The following is a 17,484-nucleotide window of genomic DNA, read 5'->3' as shown; positions in this document are numbered from 1 at the left end:
GCCTATTTTACGAGGTGATTTCGGTGTGCGTACACTGCGGCCTGCGTCCGGTCACTGACATTCAGTTTTGATAAGATATTGGTGATATAGGTTTTGACTGTTTTAATGGTGATAAACAGTTCCTCGCCTATTTCTTTGTTTGTTTTTCCTTCTGCCAGAGTCAAAAGATGACACACCATTGTCAGCTGATCCGTTTTTCATGAGCTTCCAGCCGTAATACACCATAGTGGCTGCCAGCGCCATTCCGACGACAAACGGAAGTGAACAGATGAGCATGATCGCTCCGATACCGCCCAAGAAGATTCCTGTAATCGTTTTTCCTGCGGCAAACCTTTTCATTCCTGCGTATGTCATCAAGCTCCCTATGGCGAGCGGGATAATAAAGCCGAAGCTTCCTCCTCCAAAAAAGACGGAGATCCCAAATACAATTAATAAGAATCCGCCTATTGTTTTCTTGTTTATCATCCAGATCCTCCTTTCGTTTTCCTTGTCTTCATCTTAAACAAATAAGCATTTGCGCAAAACGAATCAGAGATTGATTTTGATATAAGACCGGAGTCGTATCTTGTTCCGGACCTATGGACACAAAAAAACGCCATGCACGAGGCATGGCGTTTCAAAACCCTTTATAAATGAACACTTGCTTCCCTTTCTTTGATCAGGTCGGACCGTTCTGCTTTAGCCAGCTTTGTGAAAAGTAAAATGCCAATACCCGCAATAATTTCGACAACCCCTCCGACAGCGATCACAGTTCCTGAACCAAAAGCGTTTGCAGCATACCCGCAAATGACAGCTCCGGCAGGTATGGAAATATTAGAGATCATATGTATGACAGCGTAGACCTGCGGCTGATCCTCACTATCCACAGAGGTCTGGATAATCGTGTACTCAGGAACATTAACAGCACTGACTGCGGCGCCAAAGGTAAACGCTGCGAGAAAGACGAGCGGCAAAAAGGTGTTCATACCGGTAATAAAGAAAGCGAATCCTTCAATAATGCCGGCAGTTACGAATAACAGGCCATATCTGTTTACTTTGACTTTCGCCAGAACAAACCCCAATAAAAACGCGCCTGCGGCGGTGGTGGCCTTTAAAAGCGAGTAAACGATCGGCTGGCCGTTTAAATCTTCCGCAACGTAAACGGCTGAGAGCGCTTCCCAAGGGGCAGCCGCGAAATTCATGAAGATACAATAAATGGCGAGCGGATATAAAATCTGATGTCTTCTCACAAGCGTAAAGCCGCGCTTCAGTCTGCCGATATATGTGCCTCTCTGCGTAACGATAGCAGACTCTGATTGGGATTCAACCGGAGTATACTTAATAAAAAGGACGAGAAAACCAGAAACCAAATAGAGAACAAGTGCGATAAGCATTGTATAAGAAGGGCTAATAAATGTAAGAAAAGCGCCGCATAACGTGACAGCTCCGAGCCGGACAATTTGAGCGGAGGATTGCAGCACGGCGTTTGCTTTTTGAATGCCCTGTTCGTTTACGATATGGGGTATTAAAGTTATGGATGCGGGATTGTATGCAGCCCCTGTAGCAGAATGCACAATCATAAGTGTCATGACAAACCACAGCGGAGAGAAACCCGCAAAATGACAAAGAGGAATAATCAAGACAATCGCAGCCCTTGTCAGATCTGAAAAGTACATCCAAAATTTCAGCGTATTTTGTTTCATGAAAGGACCCGTCACAGGCGCCAGCACAGCTTCCGGCAAAAAAGTAACAGCAATCAATAAAGCAGTGCCGATCGCACCTTTGCCGTCATAAATTAAAAACCATAATATCGAATTAAATGCGAACATATCGCCTGATATCTTTACTATTCTTGAGAGAAAAAGATAATTAAAATTTCTCTTCCAGATGCTATCACTTTCAATTAAATTCACCATCCATCAGAGCCCCCCACTGCCTATTTTTTACATCTTTTTTATTACAATATCTCATTTTCCCACTTTTCAGTCAATAATTCATAAGGTTCATTTTTTGTCGTAAAATGGGAGATTGACAGAATGAAAAACAAAAAACCGGCATGTAGAGAACACGCCGGCTTTCTTTTTTTATGATCCGCTGCAGTTTTAGTCCCGAAACACAATAGCACTTCTTTCATATTCCACATCGTCAATGCCGCTTCTCACATTCACAACCCGTGCTGCGGCAAAGAAATAATCGGATAGTCGATTGAGATAACGCAGCACTGTTTCATGAATCTCCTCCGATTTCATAAGCGCCACCACTCGGCGTTCCGCCCGCCTTGCAATGGTGCGCGCCGCATGGAGAAGCGAAGCACCCTTCGATCCGCCTGGAAGTATAAATTTCTTTAGTTCCGGCGCTTCTGCTGTGTAGGCATCAATGCGCGTTTCCAAAAAGGAAACAGATTCTTCCGTTAGTTTATAGCCTTTTCTTTCTGTGACGATTGCCAGATCGCCTCCGCAGTCAAACAGCTCATGCTGGATCATCAGCAGCTCGGCTGTCAAATCTTCAAATCCGGGCTTGCCGGAAAGCTCTGCTAAAGCAAGCCCGACAAAGCTATTCAGCTCGTCAATCGTGCCGTAGCTTTCGACGCGGAGGCTGTCCTTGTCCGTTCTGCCTCCGACTAAGCTCGTTTGTCCCTTATCGCCTGTTTTTGTGTATAGTCTCATTTCGTTCTCCTCCCTTTATCACTTGTCCCTATAGTATACCCTGTTTTAACAGCGGCATAGAGCTGTTATATCTGTTTCATTTTGAAACATAAAGTCCTTGCATCATCATCACACAAAAGTATTGTTGAATAAAGAAACAATAGCTTTTATAGTATAAATGTAAACGCTTTATTTAAAGAAGGTGGGATGGGGATGGAATTTTACAAAAAAACGGCCATTATCACCGGTGCAAGCCGCGGCATCGGCAGAGCCATTGCGGAGACGCTTGCGGATAAAGGAGCAAATGTCGTCATCAATGGGACAAAAGAAGAATTGCTCAAGTCCATGTGCGCAGAATTGAATATTGAGAGAAAGTGCGCTTCTTATGTTGCTGGTGATGCAAGTTTGCCAGAAACAGCCTCGCTTCTCATAGCTGAGGCAAAACAGCAGTTTGGGCAGATCGATATTTTGGTCAACAATGCCGGCATTAATTTGCGCAAAACAACTGTTGATACGTCGCTTGAAGAGTGGAAAAGAGTGATAGATTTGAATTTAACCGGCACTTTCCTCATGTGTCAGGCCGTCATCCCAGAAATGACCGCGCAGGGTGGCGGAAAAATCGTAAACATGAGCTCAACGACCAGCAAAACACCGCATCATAACGCCTCTCCTGCTTATGGTGCATCGAAAGCAGGCATCAACTATTTAACGATGCATTTGGCAAAGGAGCTTGCTGCACACCGCATTCATGTCAACGCTGTCTGCCCGGGACCGATTGAAACGGATATGAGCAAGCAGTGGAGCGAGGAGTATCGTGCAGCAGTCATCGAACGGATTCCGCTGAAAATGATCGGCTCACCCGAGCATGTCGCAAACGTTGTCGCCTTCCTAGCCTCTGACAAATCTGACTTTCTGACGGGCGAAACGATTAATATTAACGGCGGCACCTACATGAACTAAAGAAAAGAGCCATTTTATGAGACGACCCTTAAATTTGAGGATTCTCATGAGGCTGGGGCATGAGTCAGGTATGGAATCGGACTCATGCCGTTTTTGTCTTATTCGTTTTTGATTGCAGTCTCACTTTCATTTATGCAGATAAGATCGCCTTGATTCTTATCTGCACTTAAACATGCGCCAAAAGAAAAGCACCTCCAAATTTGACATTTGGAGGTGCTCGTTTATGATAGAAGGCTCTTCTTTTTATGCATGCCGATTACGCGTTCCAGACAGCATGATGGCCTGTCTCATCGCTTCTTCTAAACTCGCGGGATCGGCTTTGCCTGTTCCCGCAATATCAAAAGCTGTTCCGTGGTCAACACTCGTACGGATAATTGGCAGGCCGACTGTAATGTTCACCCCGGCTTCAAGACCGAGCACCTTAATCGGTCCGTGTCCCTGATCATGATACATCGCCACCACCATATCAAAATCGCCTCTCACTGCTCTAAAGAATAGCGTGTCAGCAGGCAGCGGGCCGAATGCCTGTATACCTTCACTTTGCGCGCGTTCAACGGCAGGGACAATTTTCTCTTCTTCTTCTCCATGTCCAAACAAACCATTCTCACCGGCGTGAGGGTTAATGCCGCATACCGCGATTTTAGGCTGCGGTATACCTGCGCGAATGAGTGTATCATGCGCCAATTGTATTGTCGTGTATACCCGATTCGCATCAATGAGATGAATGGCGTCAAGCAGACCGACATGGGTTGTGACATGCACCACCTTCAGGTTCGGTGCAGCCAGCATCATCGCATAGTCCTTTGTTTGCGTCAATTCCGCTAAAATTTCGGTATGGCCCGGGTACATGTGCCCCGCCTTATGGAGGGCTTCTTTATTTAAAGGCGCTGTGCAAATGCCGTCAATCCGATTCTCGTTGGCAAGGGCAATCGCCTTTTCAAGATAGCGGAACGCTGCGTTTCCCGCTTCAGCCGATACTTCTCCCACTCTCAGTTCCTCGGTTAGCAACTGAAGGTCCAGGCAAGGAATGACACCGGGCTTTACATCTGCCGCCTCTTCCGGTTCGTCGATTTTTACAATGTCTGCATCTGAGCCAATGAACGTCTTTGCTCTGCTTAAAATGCTGTAATCCCCAATGACAAACAATGTCCCGTTTTCATGCAAATTGGTTTGCTCAAATGCCTTGATGATAATTTCCGGGCCGACACCGGCCGCATCCCCCATCGTCAACGCAATGATTGGTTTTGCCATCTGTCTTCCTCCTCTACATTTCTCAGCACCTCAACGGCTCTTAGAACAGAATCGGTTTGACCATATGCGCCCGCCTTTGTCACCGCATATATATCTGCGTTGAGCAGCTTGCCGAGCGGTATCCCCGCTTCAATTTCACCCAGCAGTTGAATGCCGTCTGCGCCAAGCTCGTTGCAAATCGCGCGCGCAGTGTCCCCTCCTGTCAACACAAGGCGTTTTAATCCTGTCAACTTGACGATTTCACTCGTGACTGCACCAAGAAATCGTGAGAGCTTTTCGCCTACAGCCTGCCGGTCAAGCCCTTGTTTTCTCCCAAAAGCGATGATGCGCTGTACGGTTTCCGGCTTCGCATCAGTATAAAGCAGAACATCTTTCCCTTGATGAACCACCACTTGATCGAGCGCGCGCTTATGCTCCCATGCTTCACATCCATTCAATACGTTCAGCGGATTGATGCGCACGTCAAGGAGGTCACGCTGCTCTCTTACATATGCTAGCTGTCTATTTGTTATGTTCGATGCACTGCCAGATACGATCATTACCGGTTCATTCCGCTTGCCTGTCTGCAATGCCCTCTTTCTGACATGCTGGGCAAGTGCACCGGCCAGTCCGGCAGCGCCGACCCATAAAACGGACTGCCCGCTGTTCATAAACACTTGCACGATGCGGCGCAGATCCTCATTTGTTTCTGCATCGCAGACAAACCATTCATGTCCTTGGGTTTTCCACGCTTTAAGGTCTTGTTGTATTTGCTCATCAGGTTTGTGAAGCTGTTTGGTGCCTATCGTTTTTGGCTGAATACTTGTCTGCCCGAAAAGCAAATCAGCGATCCGCGATTCGGCAACCGGTGTTTTCGGATCAACGGCTGCTTCAGTTTCATGAACAGGCAGGCCATTGACATAATGCATGCCATCCACAGTAATCCGCCTCGCATCAGGAAAAGCAGGGGCGATGACTGCTGCATCAAAACGCCCCAGATCCATCAGCGCCTTGATTTCAATCCCGATGTTTCCCCTTAATGTGGAGTCAATTTTCTTTAAAAAAAGGTGTGATTCAAGGCGGGCGAACGGATGCGATGCTGAACTGACTTCTTTGTAAGCCTCGCTTGGCGACACACTGCGCGTGTCCGTATCTAAAATCATGACATCTTCTTTTATATCCCCTGGATTTGCACCAGACCGGTCAAAAAGAACAGCGGCGCTCATTCCTGCTTTAACAAACTGAACGCCTGTGTCATTAGCTCCCGTTAAATCGTCGGCGACAATCAATATTTTTTGGCTGATGTCCGCTCCTTTTTTGCATCGTATGTTTGTCATATCGACACCTCGGTCTCATGCTATTCTTTTAGTTTTCTCCACAAGGTGGTGCGGTTGATATTCAATCGCTTCGCTGCTTTGGATTGGTTCATATTCTCCTCTTTCAGCACCGCTTGAATGATGCGCCGTTCGATGTCCTCAAGCGTCCCTTCAAAATAGCCCTTTAAGCTCTCTTCCTTTTTCTCACTGGACAGACGGTCAAGCTGCGGCGCGGCTTCAGCCAATGTGATATATCCGCTTTTCACCGTCAGCGCAAGTTCCTCAAGTACTCGCTTAAACTGCCGAACATTCTCCCTAAATGTCCGATTGCGAAACGCGTCCATCACCTCAGGCGCAAGTCCGACCACTTGTGTGCCATAAGCTGAATTAAATTCAGCAATAAACAGTCTGCTCATGTCCTCCATGTCTTCCACCCGCTCTGACAACGACGGGACATAAAGCGTCAATCCTTGTAAACAACTGTATAAATCAGGGTCAAATCGCCCTGCTTTCATTTCTTCACATAAATCAGCAGAAGAAGAGGCGAGCCAGCGTATTTGCTGATCCGGCTTCATCCATTGCAAGGCGAGATCATGCTGGACTTCAAGCGGCAGATGCTCGACATGCCGAAGAAAAATCGTCCCGTTTTGAACAGCCGGAAGGGCTTTCAGCAATGAGGTCTCTTTCACCTTGCTGCAATGAATGGTCATAAACGTATGCTGCCGCCGAGGGCTCATTTGATGAATCGCTAAGGCGAGGTCTGATTTCCCCGTCCCTTCCTCTCCGTACAGCAAAATAGGTTTATGCGTCTGGCTGAATGCCTGCGCTTGCTGAACGGTGTCCCTCATAGAACTGCTTTGTTGTGTAAATGATGAGAATGGGTGCAATGAATGGACGGGCGCCGCAAACGACCATACAGGATGGTTACGATCATCGCGTGATGACGACGATTGTTCAATGGCAATCAACAACTCTCCTTTTGAAAGAAGGGAACCTTTCATATGCCAGATAACTTCTCCTGTTTCTAATTGAAAATACCCGCTTAGTTTGCCTTCTCTTATTGACTGTACGGCAAAAGCCAGTTCTTCCCACCATTCATTGACAGCGGCAGCGGGTGCTATAGGCTCAAGAAGACCTTCTTCCATCCATTTTTTCATCATTTTGTTTACAAAGCGGATCCGGCTGTTATCATCAATGACGAGCATCCCTTTTTCTTCCTGATCAATCATGTCTCTAAACATCCGCTGCTCCTCGGATGCCTCCTTAAAGAGCCGGTACATTTGCTTTGCAGTGTGAAACGCTTCCTTAACCGATTCACGGCCGGACGTGATCAGCATGCTTTGCATGCCTAGCTCCTTTGCCGCTTTATCAGTAATCACATCTCCTAATACGATTTGTGTCCCCTGCTCTTGAATGTCCCTCAGCAGATCCCATACTTCCATTTCTTCTTTTATCGTATATAAATCAACTTCTATTCCAAAAAGCTCGCTGATGGTGCGAACCCCTTGGGTAATATTTTCAAAGCCAACGACGGCTGCTTTCCCTTGATAATCTTTAATGAGTGTCAACGCCCGCAGCAGATCATACCCGGAAACAGGGATATCTACGACAGGGATGCGCACGTGTTTTTGAATGAGCGAGGCTGTACCGCCGCGGCTCATCATAATATCGATCCCCTGTGATACCGCTTGCTCTGCAATCGCGACGCCGGAGCGCAAATCGCCGACCTCCAACTGAAATTGAATATCTTGTTCTTCCTTCGCGAGCTCTGTCAATAAATCCCCTAAACCTTTATATGGCGCAATGCCAAGCACTTTAATTTTCATAAAAATGGACCCCCTCTTTCATTCTCCCTCAGGTCAATGAGACAGTGAGGGAGTCCGTTCAAACATTGGGACAGCCCCTCGAACTTAAATTATAAATGATACGATATGGGGATACAATTCATTCTGTCCAGTGCGGTGCGCCCGTTCAAACGGCTTTATTCTTGATCGGCCGAGGCCCACATTCGCGGGACGCGTACATATTTAATTGCCTGACGGTAATACGTAAAGGCAATATGCAGGTCGCCGTCTTTCCCCTGCTTGATCGATGGATAAGAAAACTCGCGGTTGAGCTTGTCTTTTGAGTTGTTCGTCATCGCATACCCGTCGCCGACTTCAATATTTCTTTTGACAGGCCATGTGACACCGCCGTCATGTGAAAGCGCCAGTGTCATCGGCGCCCTCGGCGCTCCCCAGAAGGCTGGACGGGCTTCTGTGTCTACACCTGTTCTTGTATCATCCTCATCCTCAATTTCATCGTATAGAGATGCTCTTCTTTCGGTCGTTTCATTCGCATTCATATGATTGTATACGAGAGCGAGCGTCCCATCTTGAAGCGCTGTAAATTGAATGGAAGAGTTGTTGTTCGGCAGCTCCGTCGGCTCAGGCTCTGACCAGGTGCGGCCGTTATCAATAGAGCGGCTCGCATAAATCGAGTCTGCCAAACGGCTCCTAAACAGCGCAAGCAATGTCCCGTCATGCAGTTTTTCAATATTCATATGAACACAGCCCATGCTGCCCGGCACCTTCACTTCCTCCCACGTCTTGCCTTTATCAGATGAAATTTTCACCGCGCTGATGTCACGGTTTCCAGTCCATTTCACATCAGCCAAGGTGATGCAGTAAAAGACGGGAAGCAGCCAATCGCCGTTATCCAGGACAACGAGCGGCTGGCGGATAAAGGTGCCGGCTTCGCCAAACAATGTGTCAATGCCGCTCCATGTATGGCCTCTGTCATCCGATGTCCGGTATCTGACAATGGCTGTATCCTGATTACCGGACACCTGTGCCGTATACATGAGCCAGAGCCGGCCGGACGGCTCTTGGAAAAGCACAGGGTTTTGTTCGGATCGGGAAGAATCATCCGACAGCTTTTCTGCCTGTGTCCACTCACTGCTCCCTTTTGCAAGCCTTGACATGTAAATCGATATATCCGCAATGCCTTCCTGCGTACCCCCAAACCAGACACACAATAGATCACCATTATCCAGCTCCAGCAAGTTGGCTGCGTGGTTTTGCGGACAGTCTGTCGGCAAAAAAGCATCCTTTCTGGCCTCATCTGTTTCATTTTTTCTAATGCGCCCATCTATCAGCAAGGAAACTTCACTTTGTTTCATTACAATTCCTCCTTTACATTTGACTCTTTTTTCGCAGGCGAGCTGATCAGACGGTCTAATACGAGCACAACAAACGGAACAATGATGGCAATGTACATGTTATCAATGCCAAACGGATTGTCTAACAAATACCAGACCGTTGTCGCCATTCCGGAAAGCACCAGGCCTATGGTTGCCCCGCGGTTTGAATTAAAGTATGGCAAATAAAAGCCCATTGCCGCCACAACGGCAATTGATGTACGAAGCGCCCTCGTAAAGAAAGAAAGCGTTAACAATTCTGGCGCCAATGCAACACCGAGCAACGGTATAAAACCGATGATAATGGATGCATATCTCGTAACTTTCATGCGCTGTTCAGGTGTCGGTTTTGCTTTAGGCACATAAAAGTCATCCATAATCAAAGTTGTTGTGGCAAGCGCAACAGTCGAGACGCCGACGAAAATGGACGCCACAAGCGATGTTGCCACAATGGCGCTCAGCACGGGATTCATTTGCTGCATAAATACCGGGAATGCATAGATGGCATCAATGTCCGGGTACAAATACCGTGCGGCAACGCCGATGACTCCAATGGCAATCGCAAGCGGCAGACAAAGCAGTGCCGCATACAGCGTCGATCTCTTTGCCTCTTTCTCACTTTTCGATGAGGTAATGGCCTGAATAATAAACTGAGTCGCAAAAATCGCTCCCATATTGCCGATAAACCAAGCACCGATTGTTCCCCATCCGATACTGCCGTCCCATGTGAAGAAATGCTCGGGCAATTGCTGCGTCATCGGCTCCCAGCCTTTTGTCAAGTAAAGTGCAACCCCTAATGTAATTAGAACCCCCACATATTTAACAAGAGAATGCAAAATCGTCACCCAGGCAACGCCCTTCATTCCTCCGAATGTAAAATAAAAGGTGCTGACAATCGCTGTAATGATGGCACACGTCATGAGCGGAAGACCTAAAATAGATGAAATCGCCGCCGATCCGCTTAAATAGTTCCCTAAATTCACTAGTAAAAGAGCCACAATCATAATAGTAGAAACGACAAGTTTGGTCGATCGGCCAAACTTATCACTAATAATACCGGAAATCGTATATTGGCCTGTTTTATAAAATTTCCCTACTAAGAAGTAGGAAAAAATAAAAAACGCAATAGAGACCGTTACAATCGACCATGAAGCTGCCAAACCATGTGTATAAGCTGATTCAGCGGTCCCAATTGTCGATTTGGTGCCGATAAATTCACTCATTAGCAGAATGCCGACAACAATGGCCGGCAGTGTTTTGGCGGCATTGTTGAATTCCGCACTGGATTTACTGCGAAAGCGCATCGTCAGCCACGTCGTAAAAAGAATGTAAACCACAATCACTGCCAAAATAAATGTTATGACCGAACCGCTTAAGACATCCACCCAAACTCCCCCTTTGTTTGCAAGCCTCCTACAGGCTCATGGTGAAAACAAGTACAGATCCCAATGACCTACACCTCAAGCAATTTCAAATAGACAGCTTCAATTTCCGCAACGGACATCGGCTTTGGATTGTTGTCCATGAGCCGTTTGACGTCGGCTGCCGCCTCAGCAAGCGTTGGCACATCCTCTTTTGATACTCCGAATGCCTTTAAATTTTGCGGAATATTTAAATCGGCGGTCCACTCTTCAATCTTCTGTATAACCCGCTCTGCTTGGCTGGCCTTCGAACCTTTTTGCTCGATTCCAATTACACCAGCGACATCTGAAAGGCGGTCAGTCACATGATCCGCATTAAAGGCCGTTACATGCGGAAGCAACATGGAATTGGCCACACCGTGAGACATTTTGTATTTCCCCCCAAGCGGGTAAGCCATCGCATGAACCGCCGCTGTCCCTGCGCTTGTCAAAGCCATACCGCCATACATGGCGCCAATAAGCATTTTTTCTCTCGCTTCTAGTTTATCTCCATGGTGATAGGCCTCCTGAATACTGGAGGAAATCAGTCTCATAGATTCAAGCGCAAACATGTCACTGAATGGATTTGCTTTGTTGGAAATATAGGATTCGAGCGCGTGTGTAAAAGCATCCATTCCGGTTGCGGCCGTGATCGCCTTTGGAAGACCAGTCGTCAAAACCGGATCTAAAATCACAAGTGATGGCAACAGATAGGGACTGACCATACCAATCTTTAATTCTTTCTCAGGGAATGTCACAATCGCATTCGGCGTCACCTCCGACCCTGTTCCAGATGTTGTCGGAATCAGCACAAGCGGAACACCGGGCTTTTCAACGAGATTCGTGCCAACCAACTCGGAAATCGGTTTTTTATTTGTTTTCAGAACAGAGAGGATTTTAGCCGCATCAAGCACACTTCCTCCTCCAATTCCTAAAATTGCGTCATGGCTTCCTGCAGAAAAAAGCTGAAAAACCTCTTCGATATTTTGTTCCGTCGGCTCCGGCTGTATGTCAGTATTGATTTCACTTGAGATGCCTTTTTCAGCCAGCACCTCTTTAATTTGGTCTGCATAACCGAGAGAGACGATCGACGGCTGAGTTAAAATAAACACCGAACGGATCTGATTCCATCCGCTTGTCTGATCCAAATGATCACCAAGGAAATTGAGTGAATGTGCGCCAGCTTCAATTCGGGCGGCCGTTTGAAAATGATAAAGCGTCTTCATATCCTCACTGCTCCTTTGCCAGTTTTGTTTCAATTCCGTAGCCTTCCAGCATCTTTTTCACTTTTTGCAAACCCTCTCCTGACAGCTCTGCAATCGGATGTTTAGGCGGTCCGACGTCGATTCCGGCAAGCTCCGTTGCTTTTTTTAGCGGCGCCGGCAGTGAACCGAGTGAAAACGTGGCACGAAGCGGGTCTAGCTGCTTTTGATACTGCTCGCTCTCTTCAATGTTTCCTTGTTTATAAGATTCATAGATTGAAACAACGGTCTGCGGAAGCACATTTGCTGTTGCAGCCACAGCCCCTGTTCCTCCCGCCTTCAAAGTGTCTAAAATCAATGAATCGGTTCCTGCCAGAACGGAAAAGGACTGGTCTTTTGTACGCTCAAGATACGCCTTAATATTGTCGAAGCTGCCGCTGCTGTCTTTAATGCCGATGATGTTCGGCAATGCCGCCAGCCTTTCAACGGTTTCAGACTCAAGTGATACACCTGTTCTCGACGGAATGTTATAGAGCAGGACAGGAATCGCGACATTTTCAGATATCGTGCGGAAATGCTGATACAATTCCTCCTGCGAAGGTGCGACAAAGTATGGCGTAATGATCGAAAGAACATCAGCTCCAATATCCGCCATTTGGTTAGATAAGGAAATGGTTGCCTCAGTACTGTTTTCTCCTGCTCCGATAAAAACAGGCACACGTTTATTAACCGCTTTCACGACAGTTTCCGCAATTTGAAGCTTTTCCTCTTGCGAGAATAAATGAAATTCGCCATTTGTCCCTAAAGCAAAGATGCCATGGACACCTGAATCAATTAAATGATTCACCAGCTTTTCGGCTACACCCGGATGAAAATCCTGTTCTTTTGTAATCGGTGTCAGTATGGCTGGAATAATTCCCTCTACTTTCAAATGATTCCGCTCCCATCTGTTGCATTTTTAAACAACCATATATAATAAAACGCTTTCATAAAATAATTATAAATCTATATTGATTCATTAAGCAACATATTTTTCGTATTTAGGATAAAAAATGACGTCTCACCCTCATCTGATGCGTTTTAAAACAATAAAAAAAACCTGTCCAAAGACAGGTCGGATTAATTTTTTAAAGCTTTCACACAAGCCGCTGTTTGATCCTGTATTTGTGTCAATAAAATGCTTTGATCCGGTAACCGGCCGGAGTGAGTGGACGCGATGAGCACATCACTGCAGAAAACACGATGCTGAGCTGCAGCTTTTGCTGTAGCGCTTATCACCTTCACAAATTGACCATCGTGCAAACAGCCGCCGACTACCACCCATATGATGAAACGCCCCTTCGCATCTTTCATTCCGATGATGCAAAGATCATTGCTTTCCGACACAATATGACAGTCAGCCAATTTACAATCATGTTGGATAAACAGCGTTTCTTGTTCAACGGTTGACATGTCTTGCGGCCATCCAGAGTTGTTTCCGCTGTCGAAAACAAGTTTTCGTCTCCAAGCAAAGCCCTCTTCAGAGGACAGAACGCGCAGCGGGCGGTCTGCTGAAAATGTGATGCCACGCGGCAAGTATTGTTCAATTCGTTCTTTTAGAAAGAGGGGCTCGGCTTTCTCCGGGATGGTTTTCGCCTTAATCGTAAATTGCGGATTTGCACGTTGTGGATGGTCCAGCGCTGTGATGTCAGTATGATACACCCGCTTAATACGGTCGGCAGAGAGGGCAGCTTCCGGGCGGTCAAGCACTTCTGCTTTTCCATCTTTTAATAACAGCAAACGATCACAGTATAAACTCGCAATATTCACATCATGAAACACCCCAATGACTGCGAGTTTTGACGCGACCGTTTCTTGTTTCATTAAATCTAGCAGACTTTTTTGAAATGACAAATCGAGAAAACTTGTCGGTTCATCAAGCAACAAATATCGGGGTTCCTGGGCAAGTGCCTGTGCCACATACACCCGCTGCTGCTCTCCGCCGCTCAGCTCATGAATGGATTTTTTGGCAAAGCGGAGGATGTCTGTCTGCTTCATCACCCTTTTTACGATATCGTGGTCTTCCCCTGTGAGCTGCCGAAAAAGACCTGATTGATAAGCATAGCGGCCAAACTGTACCGTTTCCTCCACCGTAAAGGAAAAGGCCTGCTCCGTTTTCTGAGGAAGGGCCGCTACTTTGCGGGCGAGCTCCTTCGTTTGGTACGACCCGACTGAACGGCATTCAAGCAGCACTTCGCCGCTTCGAGGCGTGATGCTTCCCGACAGCATTTTCAACAAGGTGGTTTTTCCGCTGCCGTTCGGACCAAGGATTCCTAAAAATTCACCCGGTTTTACTGCAAAGCTGATGTCCTGTAAGACATCCTTTCTTCCATAGCCGCCGGACACTCTGATGACATCAATCATGAACTCGCCCTCCCCGGTAACGCCGAATCAATATAAACCCGAAAACTGGTGCTCCTACCAGTGCGGTAATAATGCCGATCGGCAGCTCCGACGGCTCAATGATGGTTCTGGACAAAAGATCTGACAGCACAAGGAACGAAGCGCCATTCAGCATCGAGAGCGGCAGAAGATGCCGGTGATCCGTAATAGACAGGAGACGGATAAAATGCGGAATGACGAGACCAACAAAGCCAATGGTTCCAGATACCGCAACCGCACTGCCAGTTAAAATAGCTCCCGCCAACAGAACGACATATTTACTCCGCTTCACATTTACACCGAGCAGCCTCGCTTTTTCTTCGCCATAAGTCATCACATTCAGTTCTCTGCCGCTAAACAAAAGCGCGGCAGCGCCCGCAGCAAAAAAGGGCAGAAACAGTGCAACATAGCCCCAGCCCCTCATTGATACGCTGCCGAGCAGCCAGTGGACGATCGGTTTTAAATCATCGCCGGACAATGCGATCATGAGAGAAGTAAGCGCACCCAAAAACGAACTGAAGATGATCCCTGTTAAAATCAATGCAGACAGGGTCAATGAAGGGTGAACAAGCCGCGCAAAGAACAAAACCAAAAAAATCACGACAATAGCCGCTCCAACGCTTAAAAATGGCAGTGTAAAACTTCCGATCACCGGCAACTCAATCCCGAAAAACAATGTGACCACTGCACCGACAGCAGCGCCTGACGATATGCCGAGCGTATACGGATCTGCGAGCGGGTTTTTCAAGAGCCCCTGAAAACCGGCTCCCGCAGCAGCCAACCCTGCGCCGACAAGAGCGGCCAATATCACCCTCGGCAGCCTAATTTTCATGATGATGTTCCCCTCTATCGGATCAAGATTCAGCCCTTGAATGCCAAACGATTCTCCCAAAAAAACCTTAATAATAGCAGGAATGGGAATCTCCAAAGACCCGATAGAGATTCCCAAAAGAACAGATACCGACAAAAACATCAGGCTGAGGGCATATGCCACAAAGCGTTTATTTTTTAAAAACATCAGGGTAAATATGTTCAGCAAGCTCTTCGACCCCTTTAATCAATCGCGGTCCCGGACGGGTCACGAGGTCAGGGTCCACGTCGTATACTTCGTGATGTCTGATGGCTTTTACACCGCTCCAGCCGCTTCGTTTTTTTATTTCGCTGACAGCAGATTCACCGTTTGTCGTCACGATCGCATCGGGATTCAGCTTGACGATCGCTTCTTCGGTCATCTTAGCCCAGCCTTTCTGAGCGGAAGCGGCATTTTCCGCATGGATCGCTTCAAGCATTTCATCCATAAAGGTGTCTTTCCCGGTCGTATAAATGTCCGGAGCCGGAGACACTTCGACAAATACTTTCTTTTGATCGGCTTTAGATATGCCGGCGGCCTTTTCTTTTATAGCAGCCAAGTCTGTTTTCATTCTTTTCACAAGCTGATCGGCTTTTTTCTCTGCCCCGGCAGCTTCACCGATCATTTCAATTGATTTGTATACCTCAGAAAATGATTGTGCATCGTTGACAGTCAGCACGGTAATGCCCGCGTCCTTTAGTTGTTTAATGGCATCGGCTGACGCTGACATGGAAGACTCATAGGCAAGAACGAGGTCTGGCTTTAGAGAAATGACTTTCTCAACGTTTATATTCATATCCCCAACTTTTTCAACCTTTTTGACTTCCTTTGGATATGTATCGTTTGTGGTGACGCCGACCACTTTGTCACCAAGGCCGAGAGCGTACGTGATTTCTGTGTTGCTCGGCATTAATGAAACAATCGTTTTCGGCTCCTTTTTGATTGTGACATCTTGGTTTGACGCATCACCAATGGTGACAGGGAACGCTTGAGATGCTTCTGTCTTTTGGTTTGCCTTGGAATCCTTTTGATCTGCCGCATTTCCGCAGCCTGCTATCATAACAGCGGCCAGCAGAAGGGCAGTCCATATTCCGGCTAGTTTCTTCATAACCTTTCCTCCTAAGTGAACTAAAAAAAGCATCTCTACGATGGTAAAGATGCTGTAAACAACACAAAAAACCCTATTGTTTACACATCATCTGTCCTCGCAGACTTCGTGCTGATCAAATAGGCAGGTATCCTGGCTCTTGGCGCTATGGCCAATTACAGTGGCGGGACCGCACCGGCTTTTACCGGTTTCCCTATTAAGCCGGCTGTTGTTGGCGGACCGGCACCTATTTGACATTCGTATCCTTTTTTCGGAGTAATTATACTATATGACTGACAGGCTTGTATATGCGCCTTGAATGACTTTTTCCCCAGTACATGTATGGAAGCAAAATCCTCGTAAACACTAATTTTGTTCTTGTATACTTAATACCATCATCTATAAAAAGGAATGATTCTTATGGATTTAAAGCTAAAAGACAAACTCGTTCTAATCACTGGCTCGACTTCCGGCATCGGAAAAGCGGCAGCAAAAAGCTTTCTGCAAGAGGGAGCGGCAGTGATTGTCAACGGACGCAAACAAGCGACTGTTGATCGCACGATTGAGGAGCTTTCTGGATACGGAACGGTGCACGGTGTGGCTGCCGATTTGTCAAAAGCAGATGAAGCAGCGGCTTTTATTGAAAAAGTAAATGAAATCGGTGATATCGATATTCTTGTCAACAACCTTGGATTCTTCGAGGTCAAAGACTTTGCCGATGTGACAGATGAAGAGTGGAATCAATATTTTGAAGTGAACGTGATGAGCGCGGTTCGGACAAGCCGTCACTTCCTTCCAAAGATGCTTACCAAAAACAGCGGCCGCATTTTAAATATCGCAAGTGAAGCAGGCGTCAAACCGCTACCAACAATGATTCCGTACTCAATGACCAAAACGGCGCTGATCAGCCTTTCTAGAGGAATGGCTGAAATGACAAAAGGCACGAATGTGACAGTCAACTCAGTGCTTCCGGGACCTACTTGGACAGAGGGCGTGGCATCCTATATGGAAGGTGCCGCAAAAGCAGCCGGCCAGGATACAGATACATTCATCAAAGACTATTTTAAAGTTAATGAGCCGACTTCTCTTATTCAGCGATACGCGACAGCAGAAGAAGTGGCCAACACGATCGTATTCCTCGCATCTGACGCTGCATCCGCCATCAACGGCACGGCACAGCGCGTGGAAGGCGGTATTATCCGTTCTCTGTAATATG

15 protein-coding genes, 1 pseudogene and 1 riboswitch are annotated in these 17,484 nt (G+C 47.0%); of the genes and pseudogenes, 2 read left to right on the top strand and 14 right to left on the bottom strand.

From position 1 onward, the window contains the following. Positions 1–2: 2 nt before the first annotated feature. The 4 genes and pseudogenes from MOF34_RS02880 to MOF34_RS02865 all read right to left on the bottom strand — a co-directional run. Positions 3–167: pseudogene (locus tag MOF34_RS02880) on the bottom strand (response regulator transcription factor); the annotation flags it as partial. Then, a complete protein-coding gene (locus tag MOF34_RS02875) occupies positions 103–465 on the bottom strand; it encodes a protein liaI (protein ID WP_311766026.1) in 363 nt (120 codons plus the stop codon). The gene MOF34_RS02875 and the pseudogene MOF34_RS02880, both read right to left, overlap by 65 nt. A 161-nt stretch (positions 466–626) precedes the next feature. Then, a complete protein-coding gene (locus tag MOF34_RS02870; RefSeq protein WP_268398439.1) occupies positions 627–1,895 on the bottom strand; it encodes an MFS transporter in 1,269 nt (422 codons plus the stop codon). A 186-nt stretch (positions 1,896–2,081) separates the two neighbouring features. Continuing rightward, a complete protein-coding gene (locus MOF34_RS02865; RefSeq protein ID WP_019715685.1) occupies positions 2,082–2,645 on the bottom strand; it encodes a cob(I)yrinic acid a,c-diamide adenosyltransferase in 564 nt (187 codons plus the stop codon). A 192-nt stretch (positions 2,646–2,837) separates the two neighbouring features. Between MOF34_RS02865 and MOF34_RS02860 the strand changes: the two genes are divergently transcribed. Continuing rightward, positions 2,838–3,584, top strand: coding sequence for an SDR family oxidoreductase (locus MOF34_RS02860; protein WP_268398437.1), 747 nt, complete (start codon positions 2,838–2,840; stop codon positions 3,582–3,584). 243 nt (positions 3,585–3,827) lie between these two features. Here the strand turns inward: MOF34_RS02860 and pdxA are convergent, their stop codons facing one another. From pdxA to MOF34_RS02810, 10 genes are all read right to left on the bottom strand, one after another. Then, positions 3,828–4,835 carry a 4-hydroxythreonine-4-phosphate dehydrogenase PdxA gene (gene pdxA, locus MOF34_RS02855; RefSeq protein WP_268398435.1) on the bottom strand — a complete coding sequence of 336 codons (1,008 nt, stop codon included), beginning with the start codon at positions 4,833–4,835 and terminating at the stop codon, positions 3,828–3,830. Continuing rightward, positions 4,811–6,151: a four-carbon acid sugar kinase family protein gene (locus MOF34_RS02850; protein ID WP_268398434.1), complete on the bottom strand. Its 1,341-nt coding sequence runs from the start codon at positions 6,149–6,151 to the stop codon at positions 4,811–4,813. Before MOF34_RS02850 ends, pdxA begins: the two co-directional genes overlap by 25 nt. Before the next feature lie 20 nt (positions 6,152–6,171). After that, the gene (locus MOF34_RS02845) at positions 6,172–7,956 is read right to left on the bottom strand and encodes a sigma-54-dependent transcriptional regulator (RefSeq protein ID WP_268398432.1); all 1,785 of its coding nucleotides are present in this window, start codon (positions 7,954–7,956) and stop codon (positions 6,172–6,174) included. A 155-nt stretch (positions 7,957–8,111) separates the two neighbouring features. Next, the gene (locus MOF34_RS02840; protein ID WP_268398430.1) at positions 8,112–9,290 is read right to left on the bottom strand and encodes an exo-alpha-sialidase; all 1,179 of its coding nucleotides are present in this window, start codon (positions 9,288–9,290) and stop codon (positions 8,112–8,114) included. Continuing rightward, a complete protein-coding gene (locus tag MOF34_RS02835) occupies positions 9,290–10,693 on the bottom strand; it encodes a sodium:solute symporter family protein (protein ID WP_019715691.1) in 1,404 nt (467 codons plus the stop codon). The genes MOF34_RS02840 and MOF34_RS02835 overlap by 1 nt, the downstream gene beginning before the upstream one ends. A 68-nt stretch (positions 10,694–10,761) precedes the next feature. After that, a complete protein-coding gene (locus MOF34_RS02830) occupies positions 10,762–11,934 on the bottom strand; it encodes an iron-containing alcohol dehydrogenase (RefSeq protein WP_268398427.1) in 1,173 nt (390 codons plus the stop codon). A 4-nt stretch (positions 11,935–11,938) separates the two neighbouring features. Beyond that, positions 11,939–12,841 (bottom strand): 4-hydroxy-tetrahydrodipicolinate synthase, encoded by a 903-nt coding sequence (dapA, locus tag MOF34_RS02825; RefSeq protein WP_268398426.1) that lies wholly within the window; start codon positions 12,839–12,841, stop codon positions 11,939–11,941. Positions 12,842–13,029: 188 nt separating this feature from the next. Continuing rightward, positions 13,030–14,313, bottom strand: a complete 1,284-nt coding sequence (locus MOF34_RS02820) for an ABC transporter ATP-binding protein (protein WP_268398425.1) — start codon at positions 14,311–14,313, stop codon at positions 13,030–13,032. Continuing rightward, entirely contained in the window at positions 14,306–15,370 is a 1,065-nt protein-coding gene (locus tag MOF34_RS02815; protein ID WP_019715695.1) for a FecCD family ABC transporter permease, read from the bottom strand. The genes MOF34_RS02820 and MOF34_RS02815 overlap by 8 nt, the downstream gene beginning before the upstream one ends. Then, positions 15,333–16,289 carry an ABC transporter substrate-binding protein gene (locus MOF34_RS02810; RefSeq protein ID WP_268398423.1) on the bottom strand — a complete coding sequence of 319 codons (957 nt, stop codon included), beginning with the start codon at positions 16,287–16,289 and terminating at the stop codon, positions 15,333–15,335. Before MOF34_RS02810 ends, MOF34_RS02815 begins: the two co-directional genes overlap by 38 nt. Positions 16,290–16,393: 104 nt before the next feature. Beyond that, positions 16,394–16,534: riboswitch (cobalamin riboswitch) on the bottom strand. 154 nt (positions 16,535–16,688) lie between these two features. On the opposite strand from MOF34_RS02810, the gene MOF34_RS02805 reads away from it, so the two are divergent. Further along, on the top strand, positions 16,689–17,480 hold the full coding sequence (locus MOF34_RS02805; protein WP_268398422.1) for an SDR family NAD(P)-dependent oxidoreductase: 792 nt from the start codon (positions 16,689–16,691) through the stop codon (positions 17,478–17,480). Positions 17,481–17,484: the final 4 nt, after the last annotated feature.

It is taken from the genome of Bacillus sp. T17B1 (assembly GCF_026796395.1).
GTDB classification, from domain to species: Bacteria; Bacillota; Bacilli; order Bacillales; family Bacillaceae; genus Bacillus; species Bacillus spizizenii_A.
Note: the sequence above shows the minus strand (reverse complement) of the source record. Positions and strands in the feature narration are given on the sequence as shown.

What these genes read in the sequence shown, in the direction of transcription:
- MOF34_RS02875 (WP_311766026.1), bottom strand. Translation starts at nt 465, where the DNA reads ATGATAAACAAGAAAACAATAGGCGGATTCTTATTAATTGTATTTGGG.
- MOF34_RS02870 (WP_268398439.1), bottom strand. Translation starts at nt 1,895, where the DNA reads ATGGTGAATTTAATTGAAAGTGATAGCATCTGGAAGAGAAATTTTAAT.
- MOF34_RS02865 (WP_019715685.1), bottom strand. Translation starts at nt 2,645, where the DNA reads ATGAGACTATACACAAAAACAGGCGATAAGGGACAAACGAGCTTAGTC.
- MOF34_RS02860 (WP_268398437.1), top strand. Translation starts at nt 2,838, where the DNA reads ATGGAATTTTACAAAAAAACGGCCATTATCACCGGTGCAAGCCGCGGC.
- pdxA (WP_268398435.1), bottom strand. Translation starts at nt 4,835, where the DNA reads ATGGCAAAACCAATCATTGCGTTGACGATGGGGGATGCGGCCGGTGTC.
- MOF34_RS02850 (WP_268398434.1), bottom strand. Translation starts at nt 6,151, where the DNA reads ATGACAAACATACGATGCAAAAAAGGAGCGGACATCAGCCAAAAAATA.
- MOF34_RS02845 (WP_268398432.1), bottom strand. Translation starts at nt 7,956, where the DNA reads ATGAAAATTAAAGTGCTTGGCATTGCGCCATATAAAGGTTTAGGGGAT.
- MOF34_RS02840 (WP_268398430.1), bottom strand. Translation starts at nt 9,290, where the DNA reads ATGAAACAAAGTGAAGTTTCCTTGCTGATAGATGGGCGCATTAGAAAA.
- MOF34_RS02830 (WP_268398427.1), bottom strand. Translation starts at nt 11,934, where the DNA reads ATGAAGACGCTTTATCATTTTCAAACGGCCGCCCGAATTGAAGCTGGC.
- MOF34_RS02820 (WP_268398425.1), bottom strand. Translation starts at nt 14,313, where the DNA reads ATGATTGATGTCATCAGAGTGTCCGGCGGCTATGGAAGAAAGGATGTC.
- MOF34_RS02810 (WP_268398423.1), bottom strand. Translation starts at nt 16,289, where the DNA reads ATGAAGAAACTAGCCGGAATATGGACTGCCCTTCTGCTGGCCGCTGTT.
- MOF34_RS02805 (WP_268398422.1), top strand. Translation starts at nt 16,689, where the DNA reads ATGGATTTAAAGCTAAAAGACAAACTCGTTCTAATCACTGGCTCGACT.